The sequence below is a fragment of the Kitasatospora sp. NPDC059817 genome, assembly GCF_042731835.1.
Taxonomy (GTDB): Bacteria; Actinomycetota; Actinomycetes; order Streptomycetales; family Streptomycetaceae; genus Kitasatospora.
On the sequence record NZ_JBHWIR010000072.1, the window covers coordinates 1 to 17,678 of the forward strand.

Sequence of the window (17,678 nt, forward strand, 5' to 3'; positions counted from 1 at the left end):
GCCGTCGGCCACACCGACTCCGACTACGCCACCACGCTGGAGGCGATCGACGCCGGCGCGAGCGTCGCCACCCACCTCTTCAACGCCATGCCCGGGATCGCCCACCGCGCCCCGGGCCCGATCGTGGCGCTGCTGGAGGACGAGCGGGTGACCGTCGAGCTGATCAACGACGGCGTGCACCTGCACCCGTCCGTGCTCGACCTCGCCTACGGCACCGCCGGGGCGTCCCGGGTCGCCCTGATCACCGACGCGATGGGCGCGGCCGGCATGGGCGACGGCCTCTACCCGCTCGGCCCGCTCCAGGTCGAGGTCAAGGACGGCGTCGCCCGGCTGGTCGAGGGCGGCGCCATCGCCGGCTCCACGCTCACCCTGGACGTCGCCTTCAAGCGCTCGCTCACCGTCAACGGCCTGACGCTGAACCAGACCGTCGAGTCGCTGTCCGCCACCCCGGCCCGCCTGCTGGGCCTCGCCGACTCGATCGGCTCGCTGGAGACGGGCAAGCAGGCCGACCTGGTCGTGCTCGACTCCGAGGGCTACGACCTGGTCGCCGTCATGCGCCGCGGCCGCTGGGTCCTCGGCGGCGAGCGCTTCGACGTGGTCAAGCCCGCCTGACGGAGCGCCGGAACGCCGACGGCCGCCCTTCCCCCACGGGGACGGGCGGCCGTCTCGCGTTCCGGCTCAGCTGCTCAACCGGTCAGCTGCTCAACCGGTCAGCCGGTCGCATTCGGTTCGAGGGTGATCTGGTCGATCAGGATCGACCCGGAGGGCACGGTGAAGGTGATGCTGTTCGTCCCGGCCTGGAGCTGCGGGAGTATCCAGGTGTTGAACCAGGAGGACGCCGGGTCCTTGCCGGGCACGTAGTTCTTGAAGAGCAGCCCGCTCGGCCAGTCCTTGCCGTTCACCGAGGCGGCGCCCTTCAGGTCCCCGCCGGTGTTGTTGTAGTGCACGTTCAGCTTGTAGGTGCCGGCCGCGGCGACCTCGCCGTTCCAGGTCACCGAGCCGCCCGGCTGGAGCGTCAGGTAGCTGCCGTCGGCGGACTTGGTGCCCTTGACGCCGTTGCCGGACGGCGCGTTCTGGGCCTGGAGCTGGCCCGCGTCCACGGTCAACGGGCCGGCCGGGGCGGTGGTGCTCGCCGAGGCCGAGGCGGTCGGGGACGAACTGCCGGTCGCCGGGGTGCTGGGGGGAGCCGCGGCGGTGGTCTGGGCGCCGCCCTTGGCGGTCTTGTCGCCCTCCGGGTCGCCCTTGGAGAGCGCGATCCCGGCGCCGATCGCTATGGCCGCGACCACCGCGACCGCGCCGATCACCGCGCCCTTGCTCCGGCCGCTGCTCGACCGGTCCTCCCCCGGCTGCGGCCGGGAGTGCTCGGCGTAACGGGTCTGCTGGGTGGGCGCGGTGCCGTGCTCGGGCTGCTGTTGCTGCGGCGGGTACGGCTGCTGGCCGCCGGGGTAGCCCTGCTGCGGCCCCGCCTGCTGGCCGTACGGGGGCTGCTGCGGCCGCGGCTGGTAGGGCTGCTGCCCGTACTGGGCCCGGCCGACCTCCATCGGACGGCTGTACGACGTCCGGGGCACGCCCTGCTGTGGCTCGGCCGGCTGCCCGGAGGCACCCTCCGCCGGGCGGTAGAGGTAGCCGAACGGGTCGTCGTCCTGCGGGGCACCGCCCTCGGGCGCTCCGTTGTTGCCGGCGGTCGTCACGGTGGTCAACTCCCCCATCCGGTTCGCGCCGCCGGGATGCGGGCCGCCGGCGCAGATCATGGACGCTGTCGTACCCGGGAACCCTACCTGTCCTTTGTGACAGCCGGAAAAGAGCCCTTGACAACCCGTGGGTAACCAGGACCGGCGGGCTCAGCCCGCCCGTCGGTGCGAGCGCTCGCCCCGCGCGCCGCGCACCGCGCCGCCCCGGGCCCGCTTCTCGTCGTACATCCGCTCGTCCGCGGTGTGCAGCACCTCCTCGATGCTCATCCCGCAGCCCGCCCAGCCGACGCCGAGGCTCACCCCCACCCGCATCGCCCGGCCGTCGATCCGCATCGGCGGGATGATGGCGCCCCGCAGCCGGTGGGCCAGGTCCTTGGCCTCCTCGCGGCCGATCCCGTCGGCCAGCACGACGAACTCGTCGCCGCCGAGCCGGGCCACCGTGTCGCCGTCCCGGACGGCCTGGCTCAGCCGCCGGGCGACCTCGACCAGCACCGCGTCGCCCGCGTTGTGGCCGAACCGGTCGTTGATCGACTTGAAGCCGTCCAGGTCGCAGAAGAGCACCGCGAGCCCCTTGTCCAGCGACGCCGCGACGCCGGAGCGGAACGGTGCGGACCACGCCTCGCCGCCCGGGCCCTGGTCGGCCGGGACCACCGCGTGCACGTGCTCCCCGTAGCCCGGGGCGAGGCCGTACGGCGGGCCGCCCTCGGGCGTCCCGTAGCCGTGCACCGGCCCGCCGTACGGGTCCGCGCCCTCCAGCCGGTCGTACGCGGCGTGCGCGCTGTAGGAGTCGGCCGGGTAGCCGTACGGCGCCGGGTAGGCCGGCTCGCCCGGCCCGGCGGGGGCCCCGACGGTCTGCGGCTCGGCGCAGAGCCGGCGGCCCAGCCGGGCCTTCAGTTCGGCGCCGTTCGGCAGGCCGGTGAGCGCGTCGTGGCTGGCCCGGTGGGCGAGCTGGAACTCGTGGCGCTTGCGGTCCTCGATGTCCTCGACGTGGGTGAGCAGGAAGCTCGGGCCCTCGGCCGCGTCCGCCACGATCGAGTTGCGCAGGCACACCCACTGGTAGCCGCCGTCCCGCCGGGACAGCCGCAGTTCCGCCCGGCCGCTCTCGGCGCTGGTGCGCTCCAGCAGCGCCCGGTCCTCCGGGTGCACGAGGTCGGCGAAGCTCTGCTGGCGCAGCACCGCGCGGGGGCGGCCGAGCAGACGACAGAGCGCGTCGTTGACCCTGGTCAGCTGGCCGCGCCCGGCGCCGTGCAGTTCGGTGATGGCCATCCCGCTGGGCGCGTACTCGAAGGCCTGGCGGAAGCTCTCCTCGCTGGCCCGCAGGGCCTGCTGCTCCTTCTCCAGGCGGGCCAGCGCGCGCTGCATCTCGGCCCGCAGCCGGGCGTTGCCGATCGCGATGGAGGCCTGCAGCGAGAACATCTCCAGCGCCTCGCGGGTCCACGCCCCGGGCCGCTTGCCGCTGCGCGGGCGGTCCACCGAGAGGACGCCGAGCAGGTCGCCGCCGGCGCTGTACATCGGGGCGAGCAGCCCGTCGGCGGGGTGCCAGTCGTTGGCGTAGACGGGCAGCGGGCCGTCCCCGATCCAGCGCGGGATGTCGCTGGCGACGGCCCAGCCGCGGTCGTACGGCAGGAAGCGCAGGGTGCCCCAGTGGTCGCTGACGCCGAGCAGCCGGTCCCAGGACTCCCGGGAGCCGACCTGGCCGAGCAGGACGGAGGGGCCGCCCATGGTGCTCTCCTCCAGCTCCCAGACGGCCGCGACCACGAGGTCCCCGTCCGGGCGGACCAGGCTGACCGCGGCGGCGTCGAAGCCGAGCCCGTGCACCGCACCCTCGACGACGGCCTGCAGCGTGCCCGCCAGGCTGCGGGCAGCGTTGAGGTCCGCCACGACCCGGTGCAAGGTGCGGAGGGTCGCGAGACGGACGTACGGCTCCGACTCGGCTTCCATGCGGGGGCTCCCCGGCTGCTTCGGATAGTTCTTGATTGGTTATCGTCCGATTGCCAGAAGAACTGAATCACAGGGAGCACAGCGTTCGGCACGCTCGGTCAGCAATAGGCCATCACTTGTGACTTAAATCACACGACACTAATGCACCCTTAATCAGCTCATCCGCCCCATAGCGGGACATAAAGCGCTATCGGAATATTTCCTTTGGTCGACCGCATTGGCCTCGCGCTGAAGCCCGCTGCCGCCCGGCAGGCCCCTTGCTTCACTCCTGAGGGTGAGTCCCGGACCCGGCCGCAACCCCGCCCCGTGCGCCGCTGGTCCTACGACCTCGGCCCGATGCCGATTCCGGCGGCCGCCGACTACCGTGCGGTACGTGTACTCGTCCCCGCAGCCCGAAGCTGCCTCCCACGCCACGCCCGACGAGTTCCGGGCGGCACTCTCCCAGCTCGCCTCCGGCGTGAGCCTGGTGACCGTCCACGACCCGGAGGACGGCGAGGACGTCGGCATGACCGCCACGTCCTTCCTGTCCGTGTCGCTGGAGCCGCCGCTGGTCCTGATCTCGGTCCGCGAGGACTCCCGGATGGACGAGGTGCTCTCCCGCACCGACACCTGGGCGGTCTCGCTGCTCACCGAGGGGCAGAAGGCGCTCGGCTCCCGCTTCGCCATGAAGGGCCGGCTCAGCGACCGGCTGCTGTTCGCGGACACCCCGCACCACCGCGGCCCGCGCTCCGGCGCCCCGCTGATCGACGGCGCGCTCGCCACCGTCGAGTGCCGCACCGAGCAGCGGATACCGGCGGGCGACCACACCCTGCTGCTCGGCCGCGTCCTGGAGGCCGCGGTGCCCAGCCCGGCCGGCCGGCCGCTGCTCTACTTCCGCGGCGGCTACCGCGCCCTCGGCTGAGCCGCCCCGGCTACTCGCCGCCCCGCGGCGACTGCCGCCCCTGCTTCAGCTCGGAGCGGCGCCGCTTGTTGGACAGCCGGCGCTCGACCATCCCCCGGCTCGGCCTGGTCGCCCGGCGGGACTTCGGCGGCGGCGCGCACGCCTCGGTCAGCACCGCCGACAGCCGGGCCGCGGCCGCCTCCCGGTTGCGCCACTGCGAGCGGAACTCCGAGGCCTGGATCACCAGCACCCGGCCGTCCACCAGCCGCCCGGCCAGCCGCTCCAGCGCGCGCTCGCGCCACACCTCGGGCAGCGCCTTGGACGCCGCCAGGTCGTAGCGCAGCTCGACCTTGCTGTCGGAGGTGTTGACGTGCTGGCCACCGGGGCCGGAGGAACGCGAGAAGCGCCAGACGAGCTCGGCGTCGGGGACGACCACCGATCCCCGTACGCGGATGGGCTCGGGCATGCGTCCATCATCCCGCGCCCGCACCGCCCGGTCACCCGGTTATCCGCGACGGCCGGCGGCCCGGTTCCGCACCACCGCCCGCAGCCCGGACAATGGCGTACGTGATCGAGCTCGGCTACTCCCTCTCCAACCGCTTCCCCGACCCCCCGCAGACGGACTACCGATCCGCCCCGGTGCGGTCCCTGCGGTACGACCTGTTCTGCGGCGACGTCTACCTGGACGCCGAGGGCGCCGAGCTGTCCACCGGCTGGGGGTGGGTGCCGGTGCTCGACTTCGCCTGGGCACTGTGCGACATCGTCGAGGAACTGGACCGCGACCCGGACGGCGGCCGGGCCGCCCGGGTGCAGACCGCCGACCTCGACTTCACCCAGAACACCGAGCTGCTGCGGTTCGCCCGCCGCTTCAACTGGGTCGAGATCACCGCGACCTGGCTGCCGGACGAGCCGCCCGCCGTGGTCCGCCACGGCGAGCTGCGGCGCGAGGCCCGGGACTTCCTCCAGGACACCCTCGCCGACCTCTTCGATATGCACCCCGAGCTGGCCGACAATCCGAACATCTGGTCGCTGCAGGGCCGGTTCCCCCGGATCTGACCAGGGCATTGTCAGACCTTTGCCAGAGGATTGGCGTCCACGAAGAATTCACGGACTTCGCGGAACCAACCCACCGGAGTATGGCGTTGTCCCGGAAAAAGCGAACGAAAGGACTTCAATCGCCATGCCAGTGAGCCTCTCCAAGGGTGGCAACGTCTCGCTGACCAAGGAGGCCCCGGGCCTGTCCGCGGTCAGTGTCGGCCTGGGCTGGGACGTCCGGACCACGACCGGCACCGAATTCGACCTCGACGCCAGCGCGATCGTCCTGAACGCGGACGGCAAGGTGCTCTCCAACGGGCACTTCGTCTTCTTCAACAACACCAGCAGCCCGGACAACACCGTCGTGCACACCGGTGACAACCGCACCGGTGAGGGCGCCGGCGACGACGAGTCGCTCAACGTCAACCTGGCCGGCCTGCCGGCCGAGGCCGTCAAGATCACCTTCCCCGTCACCATCTACGACGGGGTCGCCCGCGGCCAGAGCTTCGGCCAGGTCCGCAACGCGTACATCCGCGTGGTGAACGCCGCCGGCGGCGCCGAGATCGCCCGCTACGACCTCTCCGAGGACGCCGCCACCGAGACCGCCATGATCTTCGGCGAGCTCTACCGCAACGGCGGCGAGTGGAAGTTCCGCGCCGTCGGCCAGGGCTACGCCTCCGGCCTGGCGGGCATCGCCCGGCAGTGGGGCCACCCCCACTCCCCCCCCGCCGGCCCCCCCCCGCCCCGCCCCCCCGCCGTACCAAAGGCGGGGGGGGACATCGGTCACACCGACGTCCCGCGCCGCTTTCGCGTATCCGGACCTGACTCAGGTCCTGTCCGGCCCTAGCGCGAGGCGCGCAGCTCCGGCAGCTGGATCAGCTCGGTCTCGTCCTCCGGGGTCAGGTCCACCACCGCGGGCGCGCCCGGCGCAGGCTCGGCCGCCGGCTGCGACGACTGCGAGCCGGCCGCGGCCTCCTGCACCTCGCGAGCCTCCTGGGCCTCCTGCGCCTCGGCCTTCGCCTGCGCGGCCACCGCCTCGTCGCCCACCACGTCGGCCAGGTCCGTGCGCTCGCCCAGTTCGGCGACGCTGCCCACCGCCGGCGCCGGGGCCGCCGCCCGCACGGCCGCGCCCGCACCACGGCCGAAGAAGCTGAAGCCCGGCCCGCGCACCGCCCCGGACTGCGCCGACCGCGGCCGCTGCCGCTCCACCGGCGCGGGCGCCGCGACCGGAGCGGACGGCGTCCCGCCGAGCTGCCCGACCGTGGCGGTCAGCGCCGGGCGCACCGGCGCGGGCCGCACCGACGCCTGGGTCTGGTCCTGTGCCTGTGCCTGTGCCTGTGCCTGTGCCACCGGAGCCTGCTCCGGAGTCGGCACCGCAGGGGCCACCGGCGCCGGCACCGAGGGCGCCACCACGGCAGCCACGGGCACGGGCGCCTGGGCCGCAGCGGCCGGCGCCGTACGCGCCCGCAGCGCGACCGCCGAGCCCGCCGTCCGCTCCCGCCGCGCCTCCTGCTCCGCCGCCCGCCGCTCCAGCACCCGCAGCACGGACGCGGCACGGACGAACGCGGCCGGGCTGGCCGGGTACTTGGGGCGGCTCGCGGCGAGCGCCCGCTGGGCCGCCTCGGCCTCCTTGAGCGCCTGCTCGGCCACCGCCACGGCCCGCTCCCGCAGCAGCCGGGCGATCTCGGTCTCGGCCTTCGCCAGCCGCGACTTCTCCGCCGTCAGCCGCCGCCCGAACCGGGTGGCCCGCTCCTCGGCGACCTCAGCCGCGTACTCGGCCTCCGCCAGCTGCTCCTCGAACCGCTCCTCGGCCCGCAGCCGCTGCGCCGCGGCCATCTCGGCGGCCGCCCGGGCCGCCTTGTCCCGCTGCCGCAGCAGCAGCGCGAAGCCGAGCGTCGCGACGACCGCCGCGACGCCCACCGAACGCACCAGGACGGCGTCCTGACTGAAGAGCAGGGCGGCCAGCGCAGCGACGAGCAGCACGCCGGCGGCGGTGGGGGGGAAGATCCGGCCGAGGACGGAGGAATGACGGTGGCGTCCGCGAGACATGCCAAGAAACTAGCGTGCGAATTGGGGCCGTGTCAGCCCAGGGTCCTCTTCCACCCTTGACAGTCCGCAAGTTTTACCGCACGTGCCCGGCGTTTCACTCAAGATCACGAAAAAGGACCTGTTCAGCGGGGCGAGGGCGCCGGGCCGCTCGGATCGTCGTGGTTCTCCGGCAGCTTGCACACGTGCTGCAACCAGAGCGCCGCCGCGATCACCGCGGCCCCCGCCAGCACCGCGAGCCCGGCCGTGACGGCCTGGTCCTTGCGCGCCGACACGTCCAGCTCGCCCAGCAGGAAGATCCCCGCGCCCGCGTAGACGCCGGTGACCACCGCCGAGACCAGCGCGCTGGCCTGCCCCAGCACCACCGCCCGGGCCGCCAGCAGCGGGTCGACGCCCTTCGCGCCGGGCTGCCGCTCGCGCACCGCCTTCAGCCGGGACCGCAGCGAGAGGGCGGTCGCCAACAGGACCACCGCCACCGCCGCCAGCACCACCGGCGCCGCGACCGGCACGGCCGGCAGCGTGTCCAGGGAGGCCCAGAGCTTGGCACCGGCCCAGGACAGCGCCGTGGTAGCAGCGGTGATGCCGACCAGCAGGCGGAGGCGAAGCAGCTTCACTCGGAGGAGGTCCTTCCCGGGGTTACCAGAGCCGGCCGTCGCCCGGTGGCCCGGCACGGCGGCGCCAGGCCACCGTACCGGGCCCGACCGGGCGGGCACCCGCGCGAACGGCGGACACCTACTCGTACGGCCGGGCCCCCCGGTCGAGTTCCCCGGCCGTCCTCACCGGGCCGCCGGGCCGCGGCCGGTCACTCCGGCAGCGTCAGCCGGATGTCGTCCCGCCGCCGGACGCCCTGCGCGCCCGGGCCGCCGAGCGCGTCCAGCAGTGCGCCGACCTGCCCGTGGCCGGGCACCTCGGCCTCCGGCTGGGCGTCCAGCCAGGGGGCGAGCACGAAGGCCCGCTCGTGCGAGCGCGGGTGCGGCAGCAGCAGCTGCGGGTCGTCGCTGAGCACGCCCTCGTAGGCCAGGATGTCGACGTCCAGGGTCCGCGGACCCCAGTGCACCGTCCGGACCCGCCCGAAGGCGTCCTCGATCGCGTTGCCGCGCTCCAGCAGGTCGCGCGGCGGCAGCGAGGTGCGCAGCACGACGACCGCGTTGTAGTAGTTGGGCTGTTCGTCCGGGCCGCCGACGGCCTCGGTCTCGTAGACCGCGGAGACGGCCTTGATCTTGAGCCCGGGGGTGTCGGCGAGCGCGTCGACGGCGCCCTGGAGGGTGTCCAGGCGGTTGCCCAGGTTGCTGCCGAGTGCGATCACCGCGCAGTGCTGGCTGTGCAGTGTGGTGTCGGCGGAGTCCACCCGGCTCTCCAGGTCGAACGTGGTCGGCGAGGCGGTCGGGTCGCTGGTGCTCATCGAGATCCCTCTGCAACTGGAACGGGGCGCACGGCGGCGGTCATGCGCGGCCCCGGTGAATGGTCACGGTCACGTCGTCGAACGGCACGGTGATCGGGGCGTCGGGCTTGTGCACGGTCACCTCGACCTCCTCGACCGCTTCGTGCTTCAGGCACTGGTCGGCGATGCGCTGGGCCAGGGTCTCGATCAGGTCGACCGGCTCCCCGGCGATGATCGCGGTGACCTCCTCGGCCACGAGGCCGTAGTGCGCCGTGCGGGTGAGGTCGTCGCCGGACGCGGCGGGGCGGGTGTCCAGGTACAGCACGAGGTCGACCACGAAGGTCTGGCCCTCGATGCGCTCGCGCTCGAAGACGCCGTGGTTGCCCCGGGCACGCAGCCCCCGCAGGGTGACGCGGTCCAGCAAACGAATCACTGCTCCCAGTCGGACGGGCCCCACCCGGAGAATGGCATGGACGGGCGGGGCGAAGGCGGGCAGCACACCCGCCACTCCGTTTCGAATCTACCCGCGGGCGCTGACAACGTCTGACCGTCCTACCCGGCACGAACCGTCGCCACGCGCACCGGAATGGCGATTGACGTGAACGTTCGGTGACCACTCGGGAATTCCCGGGCGACCTCCCGGCGGCGTTTTCCGAAGGCCGCCCGAATCAGTCCTCGTCCTCGTCGTCGCCGCTGGTCAGAACGGGTGAACCGTGGTGCGACCAGAGCTTCCACCCGCCCGGGGTACGACGGAACAGATTCGTGGATACGACCTTTCCGCCGACCAGCGGACCGAGTTCCCCCTCCTCCTCCGCCTCGCCGCCGGAGAGGATGTTCTCGGTGCACGTGACAAGGGCCACATCTCCGTGGACCTCGGCCTCGACATCGGTCAGGAAGAACTGGATGTACTCCGTGTTCATCATGATCAGCATGTACGAGCGGGTCACCTGCGCCCGCCCGCGCAGCACCGGCCAGCCGGGGTGCACGCACACCACGCCGCCCTTGTCGTCCGCGTCCGCGGCGCCCAGCCAGGCGTCCTCGACCGCCTCCAGGTCCCCCTCCTCCAGTGCCTGGTAGAGCGCCTGGTTCGCCGCGAGCACCGCCTCCAGGTCCGCCTCGCGGGCCTGGCCGGCCGTTCCGCCGCTCAGCCTGCCGTCACCTGTCACAGACCCTCCCTCACCCCTTGCCGGGCCGCGTGCTGCCAGGCCGCGACCACCCGGACGGCGTCCGCCGTGCCGGACACGTCGTGCACCCGCACCGCCCAGGCGCCGGCCTGGGCCGACAGCACCGACACCGCGGCGGTCGCGTCGTCGCGCTCCCGGGCCGGGCGCAGCGCCCCGGATTGCGGGTCGGCCAGCAGCGTACCCAGGAACCGCTTGCGCGATGCGGCGACGAGGACGGGACGGCCGAGCGCGGTGAGCGCGTCCAGCCGGCCGAGCAGCGCCCAGTTGTGCTCGGGGGTCTTGGCGAAGCCGAGCCCCGGGTCGAGGATCAGCTGGTCCTCCTTGACCCCGGCCGCCAGCAGCGCGTCCACCCGGACGGCCAGCTCGGCGACGACGTCCGCCACCACGTCCCGGTAGACCGCCAGCCGCTCCATGTCCGCGGACTGGCCGCGCCAGTGCATCACCACGAAGGGCGCGCCGGTGTCGGCGACCACCTGTGCCATCGCCGGGTCGGCGAGCCCGCCGGAGACGTCGTTGACGAGCGCGGCACCGGCCGCCACGGCCTGCTCGGCGACGGAGGCCCGCATGGTGTCGACCGACACCACGACCCCGGCCGCGACGAGCTCGCGCACCACCGGCAGCACCCGGCGCAGCTCCTCCTCCTCGGGCACCCGCTGCGAGCCGGGCCGGGTGGACTCGCCCCCGACGTCCACCAGGTCCGCACCGCGGGCGCGCAGGGCGAGCCCGTGCGCGATCGCCTTGGCGGGGTCGTGCCAGAGGCCGCCGTCCGAGAAGGAGTCGGGCGTGACATTGACCACACCCATCACGGCGCAGCGGTCGAGCCGCGGCAGTCCGGCCGGCAGCGAGAAGGACGGCGAGTTGCTCATGTGCCCATTATCGAACGGGGGGGGCGGCGCGCGGGGGGGGCGGCGGGCGCGGCGCGGGGGCGCCGGCCCCCCCCCCCCGCAACCGGTTCAGATTAAGTAGACCGACCGACATATTCTTTCGCACCGACCAGCATCAACCCGCTACCCGTCTACCGTCGGCGGGCAGCCGCCAGCAGATCGGGGACGGTGGCGAGCTTGACGCGGGGCCGGCCCTCGGCCTCGCCCCGGGCGCGCTCCGCCCGCTCCACGGCCCGCAGTCCCTTGAGCCCGACGGCGTCCGGGCGACGGTCGCGGACGAGGCGGTCGAAGTCCGTGCGGCTCGCCGCCGGGGCGGCCAGCGCGTGGGCCGCCGCGTCGTCCAGGAGCGCGCCCACGGTCTCGCGGGCGCACGCCCGGTTGGCGCCGATCCCGCCGGACGGCCCGCGCTTGGCCCACCCCACCACGTACGCCCCGGGCAGCGGCCGCCCCGTCGCCGGGTCCACGACCCGCCCGCCCCGGTGCGCGACCGTCGCCGTCCGCTCGTCGAAGGGCAACCCGGGCACCGGTACGCCCCGGTGCCCTATGGAGCGCACCACCAGGCCGGCCAGCAGCGTGTCCGTCTCCCCGGTCGGTTCGGCTGCCCGGCCGCCCGCGAGAGTGGTCCGGGCGACGGTCAGGCCCGTCACCCGCCCGCCCCCGGTAGACGCGCCGGGTTCGCCGGGTTCACCGGGCGGGGTGAACGCGGTGAGCGCGGTCGGCGCGGACAGGAAGCGCAGCACGATCCGCCGGCCCGGCGCCGGCTCGGCGCCCCCGTCGAACGGCACCAGCGGCAGCCCGGCGAGCAGCGCGGCCCGCGCGTCCGACGCGGTCGGCGCAGCGATCGTCCTGGCGGCCGCCTCGATCGCCGCCCGCACCTCCGGGTGGTCCTCGACCACCACCTCGACGCCCGGCAGTTGCCGCAGCGCCAGGAACTCCGCCTTGGTCCAGGCCGCTTGGGCGGGCCCGCGCCGGGCGAGCAGCACGACTTCCCGTACCCGGCTGCGGCGCAGTGCAGCGAGGGCGTGGTCGGCGATGTCGGTGGTGGCGAGCCGGTCTGGGTCGGTGAGCAGGATGCGCGCGATGTCGACGGCGACGTTGCCGTTGCCGATGACGACCAACCGTTCGGCGCCGGGCCCGGACAGCTCCACCGCGTCGGCGGGCACGGCCGGTTGGGCGTTGTACCAGCCGACGAAGGTGGTCGCGGGCAGGCTGCCCGGCAGGTCCTCGCCGGGGATGCCGAGCCGCCGGTCGGCGGCCGCGCCGACGGCGTACACGACGGCGTGGTGGTGGGCGGCGAGTTCCTCGTGGGTCACGTCGGTACCGATGTCCACGTTGAGGTGCATCCGCAGCCGGGGGTCGTGGAAGACGCCGGCGAAGCTGTCCGCGATGCGTTTGGTGGACTGGTGGTCGGGCGCGACCCCGTGCCGCAGCAGGCCGCCGGTGACGGGCAGCCGGTCGATCATGGTGATCTCGGCGCCGGTGCTGCGCAGCAGTTCCTGTGCGGTGTACCCGGCGGACGGGCCGGTGCCGACGATGGCGACGCGCAGCGTGCCGAGCCCGTCGGGCAGGCTGCGCGGGAAGGTCGGCGCGCCCCAGGCGTGGTCGTTGGGGTGGTCGCGGAACCAGTCCCGGTTGAGGTCGCCGAACACGGTGTCGGGCCCGCGCAGCCGGTCGACGGGGAACACCGCGTCCACGGGGCAGGCGTCCGCGCAGGCGCCGCAGTCGATGCAGGCCGCCGGGTCGATGTACAGCATGTCGGTGGTGCCGAACTCCGGTTCGTCCGGGGTCGGGTGGATGCAGTTGACCGGGCAGACGGACACGCACGAGGCGTCGTTGCAGCAGGTCCGGGTGATCGCGTAGGCCATGGCCGGGGTGGGGTCCCTCGCTACAGGTGGTGAAGTGCGGGAGTCGGAGCCTTTGTTGACGTGTCGTGTTTTACCTGTCGTTCTTGACGTGCCGTCAGAGCATGTGGATGCGCCGGTAGATGGCGGCCGAGCGGCTGGTGAGCAGTCCGGTCTCGGCGAGGAACGCGATCAGGTGCCGGGAGCTGGTACGCATCATCGCCTTGCGGTGCTCGTTGGCCCGCACTTCGGCGATCGCCCGCTGGGTGTCGAGCCCGGCGGCCCGGTAGACCCCGGGGTGCACCATGCTGGAGACGATGACGTACGCGCCGACGGCGATGCCGGTGGCCGAGGCGCGGCGGCGGGCGGGGCCGGCGTGGCGCACCCGTTCGCGGATCTCCTGCCGGGCGAACTTCATGTGCCGCGACTCCTCGACGACGTGGATCCGGGAGGTGCCGCGGACGATGTCCAGGACGTTCTCGCCGCGCATCCAGTCACGCTGCATGACGTCGAGCACCTCTTCGGCCACCAGGATTCCGCCGTAGGCGAGTTCACCCTTCGCCAGGGCCTTGAACGCGCGCCCGGCCTGGGCGATGACCTTGTTCGGCCGGTACGCGGGGACGCCCATCTTCTCGCAGGCGCGGGCGAACATGATCGAGTGGCGGCACTCGTCGGCGATCTCGGTGAGCGCGAACTGGAACTCGGCGTTGGCGGGGTTCTTCAGGTACTGATCGCGCAGCACCATCTGCTGGAGGATCATCTCGAACCATATCCCGGTGTTCATGATCGAGCAGACCTCGTGCCGGGTGAGGGTGACCCGCTGCTGCTCGGTCATCTCGTCCCACAGCCGGGTGCCGTAGAGGGTGCTCCACTCCGGGTTGAGGCCGTAGTGGTCGGCCGGGAGCGGCGCGTCCCAGTCGATCTCGGTCGAGGGGTCGTAGGAGAGGGTCGCGGCGGACTCCAGCAGCCGCTTCGAGACGTCGTCGTCGGCTGCGGTGTGCCCGTGCGCACTCGCCGCCTGCCCTGCCGCCGCGTTGGTGAGAGCCATGGCTGCCTCCAGATGCCTGCCCCTACGGGTGCCCGCTCACCCGCTTATTAGACGGACAGTACAATAAGAGCCCGCCGCCGAGAACCCCCTGCGCAGCACCGGCCGGGCGCACGACCACAACTCCCGCGCCCCTTCCCGTCCGTGGCCTCCCCCAGCCGCCCCCTCCGCCCCTCTCCGTCCCCCGGATACAGTGAGGCGTGATCATCAACCAGCCCGGGGCGGGTCCGGAGCGCGTCGCCCCCAGCGGCGTACGGAACTTCCGCGACGCCGGCGGCGTCGGCTCCCTGCCGCGCGGCGTGCTGTACCGCTCCGCCGCCCTGCACGGCCTGCACGGCCTCGCGGCGGAGGGCGCGGACACGCTGCGGCGCCTCGGCCTGCGGACGGTCGTCGACCTGCGCAGCGACCCGGAGGTTGCGGAGCGCCCGGATGCCGTCGGCCTCGTCGACGCCCGCTACCTGCACGCACCGGTCTTCGCCGAACGGCGTTGGCCGGCCGATCAGTTGGAGCTGTACCCGCTGATGGCCGGGCGCGCCGGCACGGCGGCGGTGGCCGTTCTGCGCCGACTGCTCGCCGGTGGGGGCGAGGCCGCGCCGGTCCTGGTCCACTGCGCCTCGGGCAAGGACCGCACGGGAGTCGTCGTCGCCGTCCTGCAGACGCTGCTGGGCGCCTCCGAGGCGGAGGTCCTCCAGGACTTCCTGCGCTCGAACGACGAACTGGGCCTGACCAGCCCGCCGCCGACCGGGGCCGCGCACAACGCCCTGCCCGTACGCGAAGTGCACCTGCGGCGCGCGCTGCTGTCGATCCGGAGTCACCACGGATCGGTGGCGGAGTACTTCCTCGCGCACGGCGCGCAGGCGTCGGAGCTCGCCGCGGCACGGCGGATCCCGGCCTGAACGAGCAGCCGGGCAGGGGCCGTAGATTCCTCCGAACGGCCCCCGCCCGGTCCTACGCCGAGCCGCACCGCCCCTGGTTACGCGCTACGCGGCGCCCAGCGCCTGCCGCAGCGCCTCGGCCGCCTCCGCCGTCGCCTCCCGGAAGCGGCGGCCGATGCCGAGGTAGCTGGCGTAGCCGTGGATGAGGTCCGGCTGCCGGCTCAGGCGCACCGTCACCCCGGCCGCCTTCAGCGCCTCGGCGTACGCCTCGCCCTCGTCCCGCAGCGGGTCGAAGCCCGCGGTGCCGACGTAGGTAGGCGGAAGCCCGGACAGGTCGGCGGCGAGCAGGGGCGACAGCCGCAGGTCCGTCCGGTCGGCCGGCGCGGGCGCGTAGCGGTCCAGGAACCAGTCCATGTCCGCGCTGGTCAGGAAGAAACCGTCGGCGAACAGGTCGCGCGAGGGCCGCCGGACGGAGGCGTCGACCGCCGGGTACAGCAGCAACTGGAACACCGGCGCCGGACCGCCCCGCCGCACCGCCGCCTGTGCGGTGACGGCCGCCAGGTTCCCGCCCGCACTGTCGCCGCCGATCGCGATCCGCTCCGGATCCGCGCCCAGGTCGGCCGCCTTGGCGTACGCGAAGTCGAACGCGGCCAGCGCGTCGTCCGCAGCCGCCGGGAACGCGTGCTCGGGCGCGCGCCGGTACTCCACCGACAGCACCCGCACCTGCGCCCGCTGCGCCAGGAACCGCACCACGTGGTCGTGGCTGGCCCGACTGCCGACCACCCAGCCCCCACCGTGCAGGTACACCAGCAGCCCGGAACCCGCCGCCAGCCCGCCCGGCGTGTACAGCGTGGCCGCCAACTCGCCGTACTCCTGCGGGATTCCGACGCTCCGGACGGCGACCGGCTGGATCGTCGCCCCGCCCACCAGGTACCGCGCGTGCTCCATCGCCTCCCGCGACGACCCGACCCCGGCGGGCAGCACCAGGGCGGCCTTCGACGGGCGCTGCAACTTGAGGATCAACTGCGCGTCCAGCGAGAGCACTTGACCGTCCCGCACCACCGGCGCGCCCGCGATCGCCCGCCGCAGCCCCTCCGGCAGCGCATACGCGCCCCGGACGACCGCGGCCTGGATCCGGACAGGGAAGGGAATCGTCATCTCTGCTGCCTCCTGGAGCCTCACCCGGAGCCCTCGACCGGGGACTCGGACCGGGAGCCCATGATGGGCCCGACCCACCCCAGACGGAAGCCCCCCTCGACGCCCCCTTCACCCACCCTCGACCGCCAACGCACCCGCCGGGAAGAAATATGTAGACCGGTCTACAGTTTCTCCATTACCCACTTGCACCGCCTCCATCCGCACAGGAAGTCGGCCAGACCGACTTCCTGTGCGCGCACCACCCGGGTGGCGGCAAGGAATCAGTAGACCGACCGACATATTTTTCCCGAACGCCCCTCCCACATCCACGCCCCCACCCACCCTTGCGCTGCCGCCCTTCGGTCGGAGTCGGCGACGGGCCCTCCACATGGGCGGGCGACTTTCTTCAGGAATCTTTCCGCGCCCGACCGACCCGACCGACCTGACCAGTCAGGCCGTCAGCCCGGCCCGGCTCGTCGGCGAGCGCCGGTCCTCGGCGTCGAACGCCACCAGGGAGCGCGCTCCGGGCCCAAGGGCGGCTTCCAGTGCGCGCAGGACATCATCGTCCAATCCCCCCACCGCCTCGGCGAGTTCCTCCGACACGTCCCGGGTGAGCTCCGCCGCCACGACGTCCTCGGGCGCGCGCGGACCGAGCTTGCTGACGGCGGCTGCCGCCCGGGCAGGGGTGAGGAGTGCCGCAGCCTGGATCAGGAGCCAGGCGGGGACCCCGGCCGCGCCCTGCGGCGGCGGCAGGTACGGGCGGGCGCCGTCGTAGCGCTCGTCCTCGGCGAAGGCCTGCTGCTTCACCTTCACCACCGGACGCGCGCCAACCCCCTCGGGGCCCGTCTCCCGCCAGGTACCGGCGGGTTTGAGGACGTAGCCCTCGGCGAGGTTGTCGGCGAGTTCGGGGAGCCCGAGGAGCGCGGGGACCAAGGTGGGGAAAGCGGCCGGCAGTTCCTGGAGCACGGTGAGCGCACCGCGCCCGAGCGAGGGGGCGCAGGCGAGGCCGGCGGTGGCCGCAGCGTCACGCAGGTCGCGGTCGGAGATCCAGGACCGGCCCTCGGCGGTGTCGACGGTGGCGTCGAAGAGCAGCCACTCCAGCCCCGGCGCGTACCAGACGCCGGTCTGCACGGGCTCGACTCCGGCGACGGCGGACACATCGGGGTGCGGGTAGCACCCGCCGGCAAGTTCACCGTAAACAGTCACCACAGCGCCCGCGCCCCCACCTGCACCCCTTCCCGCCGCCTCACGCACCGCCGAGGCGAACCGGGCGGCCGCCACCGCCAGCGCCGGCCAGACCCGGCTGACGCCGAAGAAGCCGTCCAACTCGTCCTCGCCCAGGAGCTCCCGCCGCTTGGCTGGACGGACCGCACCCCCCTCGCAGACCACGGCGAAGTGCGCCCCGTGCACCTTCTCCACCGCGACCCACTCCCGATTCCCGGACGCGGAGAGCCGCCCCCTCCCCGAGATCTTGGGGTACGGCCGCAACGCGGAGCCTTCGAACCTGGTGTCAGCCACACCCGAAATCATCGCCGCGAACCCCACCCCCGAACAACGGAGTTTCACCTCCCACCACAACCCCCACTACGCGCAGCCCCCGCCGTCACAGAGCGCCCGCACCAGATGGGCCACCACAGGCCGGTGGGGGGGGGGGGGGGGGCCGGAGGGCGGGCGCGGGACTGCGATGGAGCGGAGCGGGCTGGTGGGTCTGGGGGTCGGCAGCTAGGCCGCGCGGCGG

Annotated in this window: 17 protein-coding genes and 1 pseudogene; 5 read left to right on the plus strand and 13 right to left on the minus strand. The window is 73.6% G+C overall.

What is annotated here, in order from left to right; translation table 11 throughout:
• A partial coding sequence (locus ACFV61_RS17600; protein ID WP_380492511.1) for an N-acetylglucosamine-6-phosphate deacetylase occupies window positions 1–612 on the plus strand: 612 nt, incomplete at its 5' end.
• A gap of 98 nt (window positions 613–710) precedes the next feature.
• Here the strand turns inward: ACFV61_RS17600 and ACFV61_RS17605 are convergent.
• Complete coding sequence (locus ACFV61_RS17605) at window positions 711–1,751, minus strand: hypothetical protein (RefSeq protein ID WP_380492513.1); 1,041 nt, start codon at window positions 1,749–1,751, stop codon at window positions 711–713.
• 90 nt (window positions 1,752–1,841) lie between these two features.
• Window positions 1,842–3,632, minus strand: coding sequence for a diguanylate cyclase (locus ACFV61_RS17610; RefSeq protein WP_063348239.1), 1,791 nt, complete (start codon window positions 3,630–3,632; stop codon window positions 1,842–1,844).
• Between the two features lie 364 nt (window positions 3,633–3,996).
• On the opposite strand from ACFV61_RS17610, the gene ACFV61_RS17615 reads away from it, so the two are divergent.
• Window positions 3,997–4,533: a flavin reductase family protein gene (locus ACFV61_RS17615; protein ID WP_380341611.1), complete on the plus strand. Its 537-nt coding sequence runs from the start codon at window positions 3,997–3,999 to the stop codon at window positions 4,531–4,533.
• A gap of 10 nt (window positions 4,534–4,543) precedes the next feature.
• On the opposite strand, the gene arfB is transcribed toward ACFV61_RS17615, so the two are convergent.
• Entirely contained in the window at window positions 4,544–4,978 is a 435-nt protein-coding gene (arfB, locus tag ACFV61_RS17620) for an alternative ribosome rescue aminoacyl-tRNA hydrolase ArfB (RefSeq protein WP_063348241.1), read from the minus strand.
• Window positions 4,979–5,070: 92 nt separating this feature from the next.
• Here arfB and ACFV61_RS17625 point away from each other — a divergent pair, with 92 nt between their 5' ends.
• Both ACFV61_RS17625 and ACFV61_RS17630 read left to right on the plus strand, forming a co-directional pair.
• Window positions 5,071–5,568: a hypothetical protein gene (locus tag ACFV61_RS17625; RefSeq protein WP_380380883.1), complete on the plus strand. Its 498-nt coding sequence runs from the start codon at window positions 5,071–5,073 to the stop codon at window positions 5,566–5,568.
• A gap of 124 nt (window positions 5,569–5,692) precedes the next feature.
• Window positions 5,693–6,256, plus strand: a pseudogene (locus tag ACFV61_RS17630) (TerD family protein); the annotation flags it as partial.
• 134 nt (window positions 6,257–6,390) lie between these two features.
• Here the strand turns inward: ACFV61_RS17630 and ACFV61_RS17635 are convergent.
• From ACFV61_RS17635 to ACFV61_RS17670, 8 genes are all read right to left on the minus strand, one after another.
• Window positions 6,391–7,596: a hypothetical protein gene (locus tag ACFV61_RS17635; protein WP_380492515.1), complete on the minus strand. Its 1,206-nt coding sequence runs from the start codon at window positions 7,594–7,596 to the stop codon at window positions 6,391–6,393.
• Window positions 7,597–7,718: 122 nt separating this feature from the next.
• A complete protein-coding gene (locus ACFV61_RS17640; protein WP_063348244.1) occupies window positions 7,719–8,207 on the minus strand; it encodes a DUF3180 domain-containing protein in 489 nt (162 codons plus the stop codon).
• A gap of 188 nt (window positions 8,208–8,395) precedes the next feature.
• Window positions 8,396–8,995: a 2-amino-4-hydroxy-6-hydroxymethyldihydropteridine diphosphokinase gene (gene folK / locus ACFV61_RS17645; protein ID WP_063348245.1), complete on the minus strand. Its 600-nt coding sequence runs from the start codon at window positions 8,993–8,995 to the stop codon at window positions 8,396–8,398.
• 40 nt (window positions 8,996–9,035) lie between these two features.
• Window positions 9,036–9,395 (minus strand): dihydroneopterin aldolase, encoded by a 360-nt coding sequence (gene folB, locus ACFV61_RS17650; RefSeq protein ID WP_063351209.1) that lies wholly within the window; start codon window positions 9,393–9,395, stop codon window positions 9,036–9,038.
• A 247-nt stretch (window positions 9,396–9,642) separates the two neighbouring features.
• Complete coding sequence (locus ACFV61_RS17655) at window positions 9,643–10,140, minus strand: nuclear transport factor 2 family protein (protein ID WP_063348246.1); 498 nt, start codon at window positions 10,138–10,140, stop codon at window positions 9,643–9,645.
• Window positions 10,137–11,024, minus strand: coding sequence for a dihydropteroate synthase (gene folP / locus ACFV61_RS17660; protein WP_063348247.1), 888 nt, complete (start codon window positions 11,022–11,024; stop codon window positions 10,137–10,139). Before folP ends, ACFV61_RS17655 begins: the two co-directional genes overlap by 4 nt.
• 149 nt (window positions 11,025–11,173) lie before the next feature.
• Entirely contained in the window at window positions 11,174–12,907 is a 1,734-nt protein-coding gene (locus tag ACFV61_RS17665; protein WP_380492517.1) for an FAD-dependent oxidoreductase, read from the minus strand.
• Between the two features lie 94 nt (window positions 12,908–13,001).
• Window positions 13,002–13,931 (minus strand): diiron oxygenase, encoded by a 930-nt coding sequence (locus ACFV61_RS17670; RefSeq protein ID WP_380492519.1) that lies wholly within the window; start codon window positions 13,929–13,931, stop codon window positions 13,002–13,004.
• 197 nt (window positions 13,932–14,128) lie between these two features.
• Here ACFV61_RS17670 and ACFV61_RS17675 point away from each other — a divergent pair, with 197 nt between their 5' ends.
• Window positions 14,129–14,824: a tyrosine-protein phosphatase gene (locus ACFV61_RS17675; RefSeq protein WP_380492521.1), complete on the plus strand. Its 696-nt coding sequence runs from the start codon at window positions 14,129–14,131 to the stop codon at window positions 14,822–14,824.
• A gap of 84 nt (window positions 14,825–14,908) precedes the next feature.
• On the opposite strand, the gene ACFV61_RS17680 is transcribed toward ACFV61_RS17675, so the two are convergent.
• Both ACFV61_RS17680 and ACFV61_RS17685 read right to left on the minus strand, forming a co-directional pair.
• Window positions 14,909–15,961 carry an alpha/beta hydrolase gene (locus ACFV61_RS17680; RefSeq protein WP_380492523.1) on the minus strand — a complete coding sequence of 351 codons (1,053 nt, stop codon included), beginning with the start codon at window positions 15,959–15,961 and terminating at the stop codon, window positions 14,909–14,911.
• A gap of 429 nt (window positions 15,962–16,390) precedes the next feature.
• The gene (locus ACFV61_RS17685) at window positions 16,391–17,458 is read right to left on the minus strand and encodes an RNA ligase family protein (protein WP_380492525.1); all 1,068 of its coding nucleotides are present in this window, start codon (window positions 17,456–17,458) and stop codon (window positions 16,391–16,393) included.
• Between the last annotated feature and the right edge of the window lie 220 nt (window positions 17,459–17,678).

Bases quoted from the DNA above. Each gene is read 5' to 3' on its own strand.
- ACFV61_RS17605 (WP_380492513.1), bottom strand. From the start codon at position 1,751: ATGATCTGCGCCGGCGGCCCGCATCCCGGCGGCGCGAACCGGATGGGG.
- ACFV61_RS17610 (WP_063348239.1), bottom strand. From the start codon at position 3,632: ATGGAAGCCGAGTCGGAGCCGTACGTCCGTCTCGCGACCCTCCGCACC.
- arfB (WP_063348241.1), bottom strand. From the start codon at position 4,978: ATGCCCGAGCCCATCCGCGTACGGGGATCGGTGGTCGTCCCCGACGCC.
- ACFV61_RS17625 (WP_380380883.1), top strand. From the start codon at position 5,071: ATGGCGTACGTGATCGAGCTCGGCTACTCCCTCTCCAACCGCTTCCCC.
- ACFV61_RS17635 (WP_380492515.1), bottom strand. From the start codon at position 7,596: ATGTCTCGCGGACGCCACCGTCATTCCTCCGTCCTCGGCCGGATCTTC.
- folK (WP_063348245.1), bottom strand. From the start codon at position 8,995: ATGAGCACCAGCGACCCGACCGCCTCGCCGACCACGTTCGACCTGGAG.
- folP (WP_063348247.1), bottom strand. From the start codon at position 11,024: ATGAGCAACTCGCCGTCCTTCTCGCTGCCGGCCGGACTGCCGCGGCTC.
- ACFV61_RS17665 (WP_380492517.1), bottom strand. From the start codon at position 12,907: ATGGCCTACGCGATCACCCGGACCTGCTGCAACGACGCCTCGTGCGTG.
- ACFV61_RS17670 (WP_380492519.1), bottom strand. From the start codon at position 13,931: ATGGCTCTCACCAACGCGGCGGCAGGGCAGGCGGCGAGTGCGCACGGG.
- ACFV61_RS17680 (WP_380492523.1), bottom strand. From the start codon at position 15,961: ATGACGATTCCCTTCCCTGTCCGGATCCAGGCCGCGGTCGTCCGGGGC.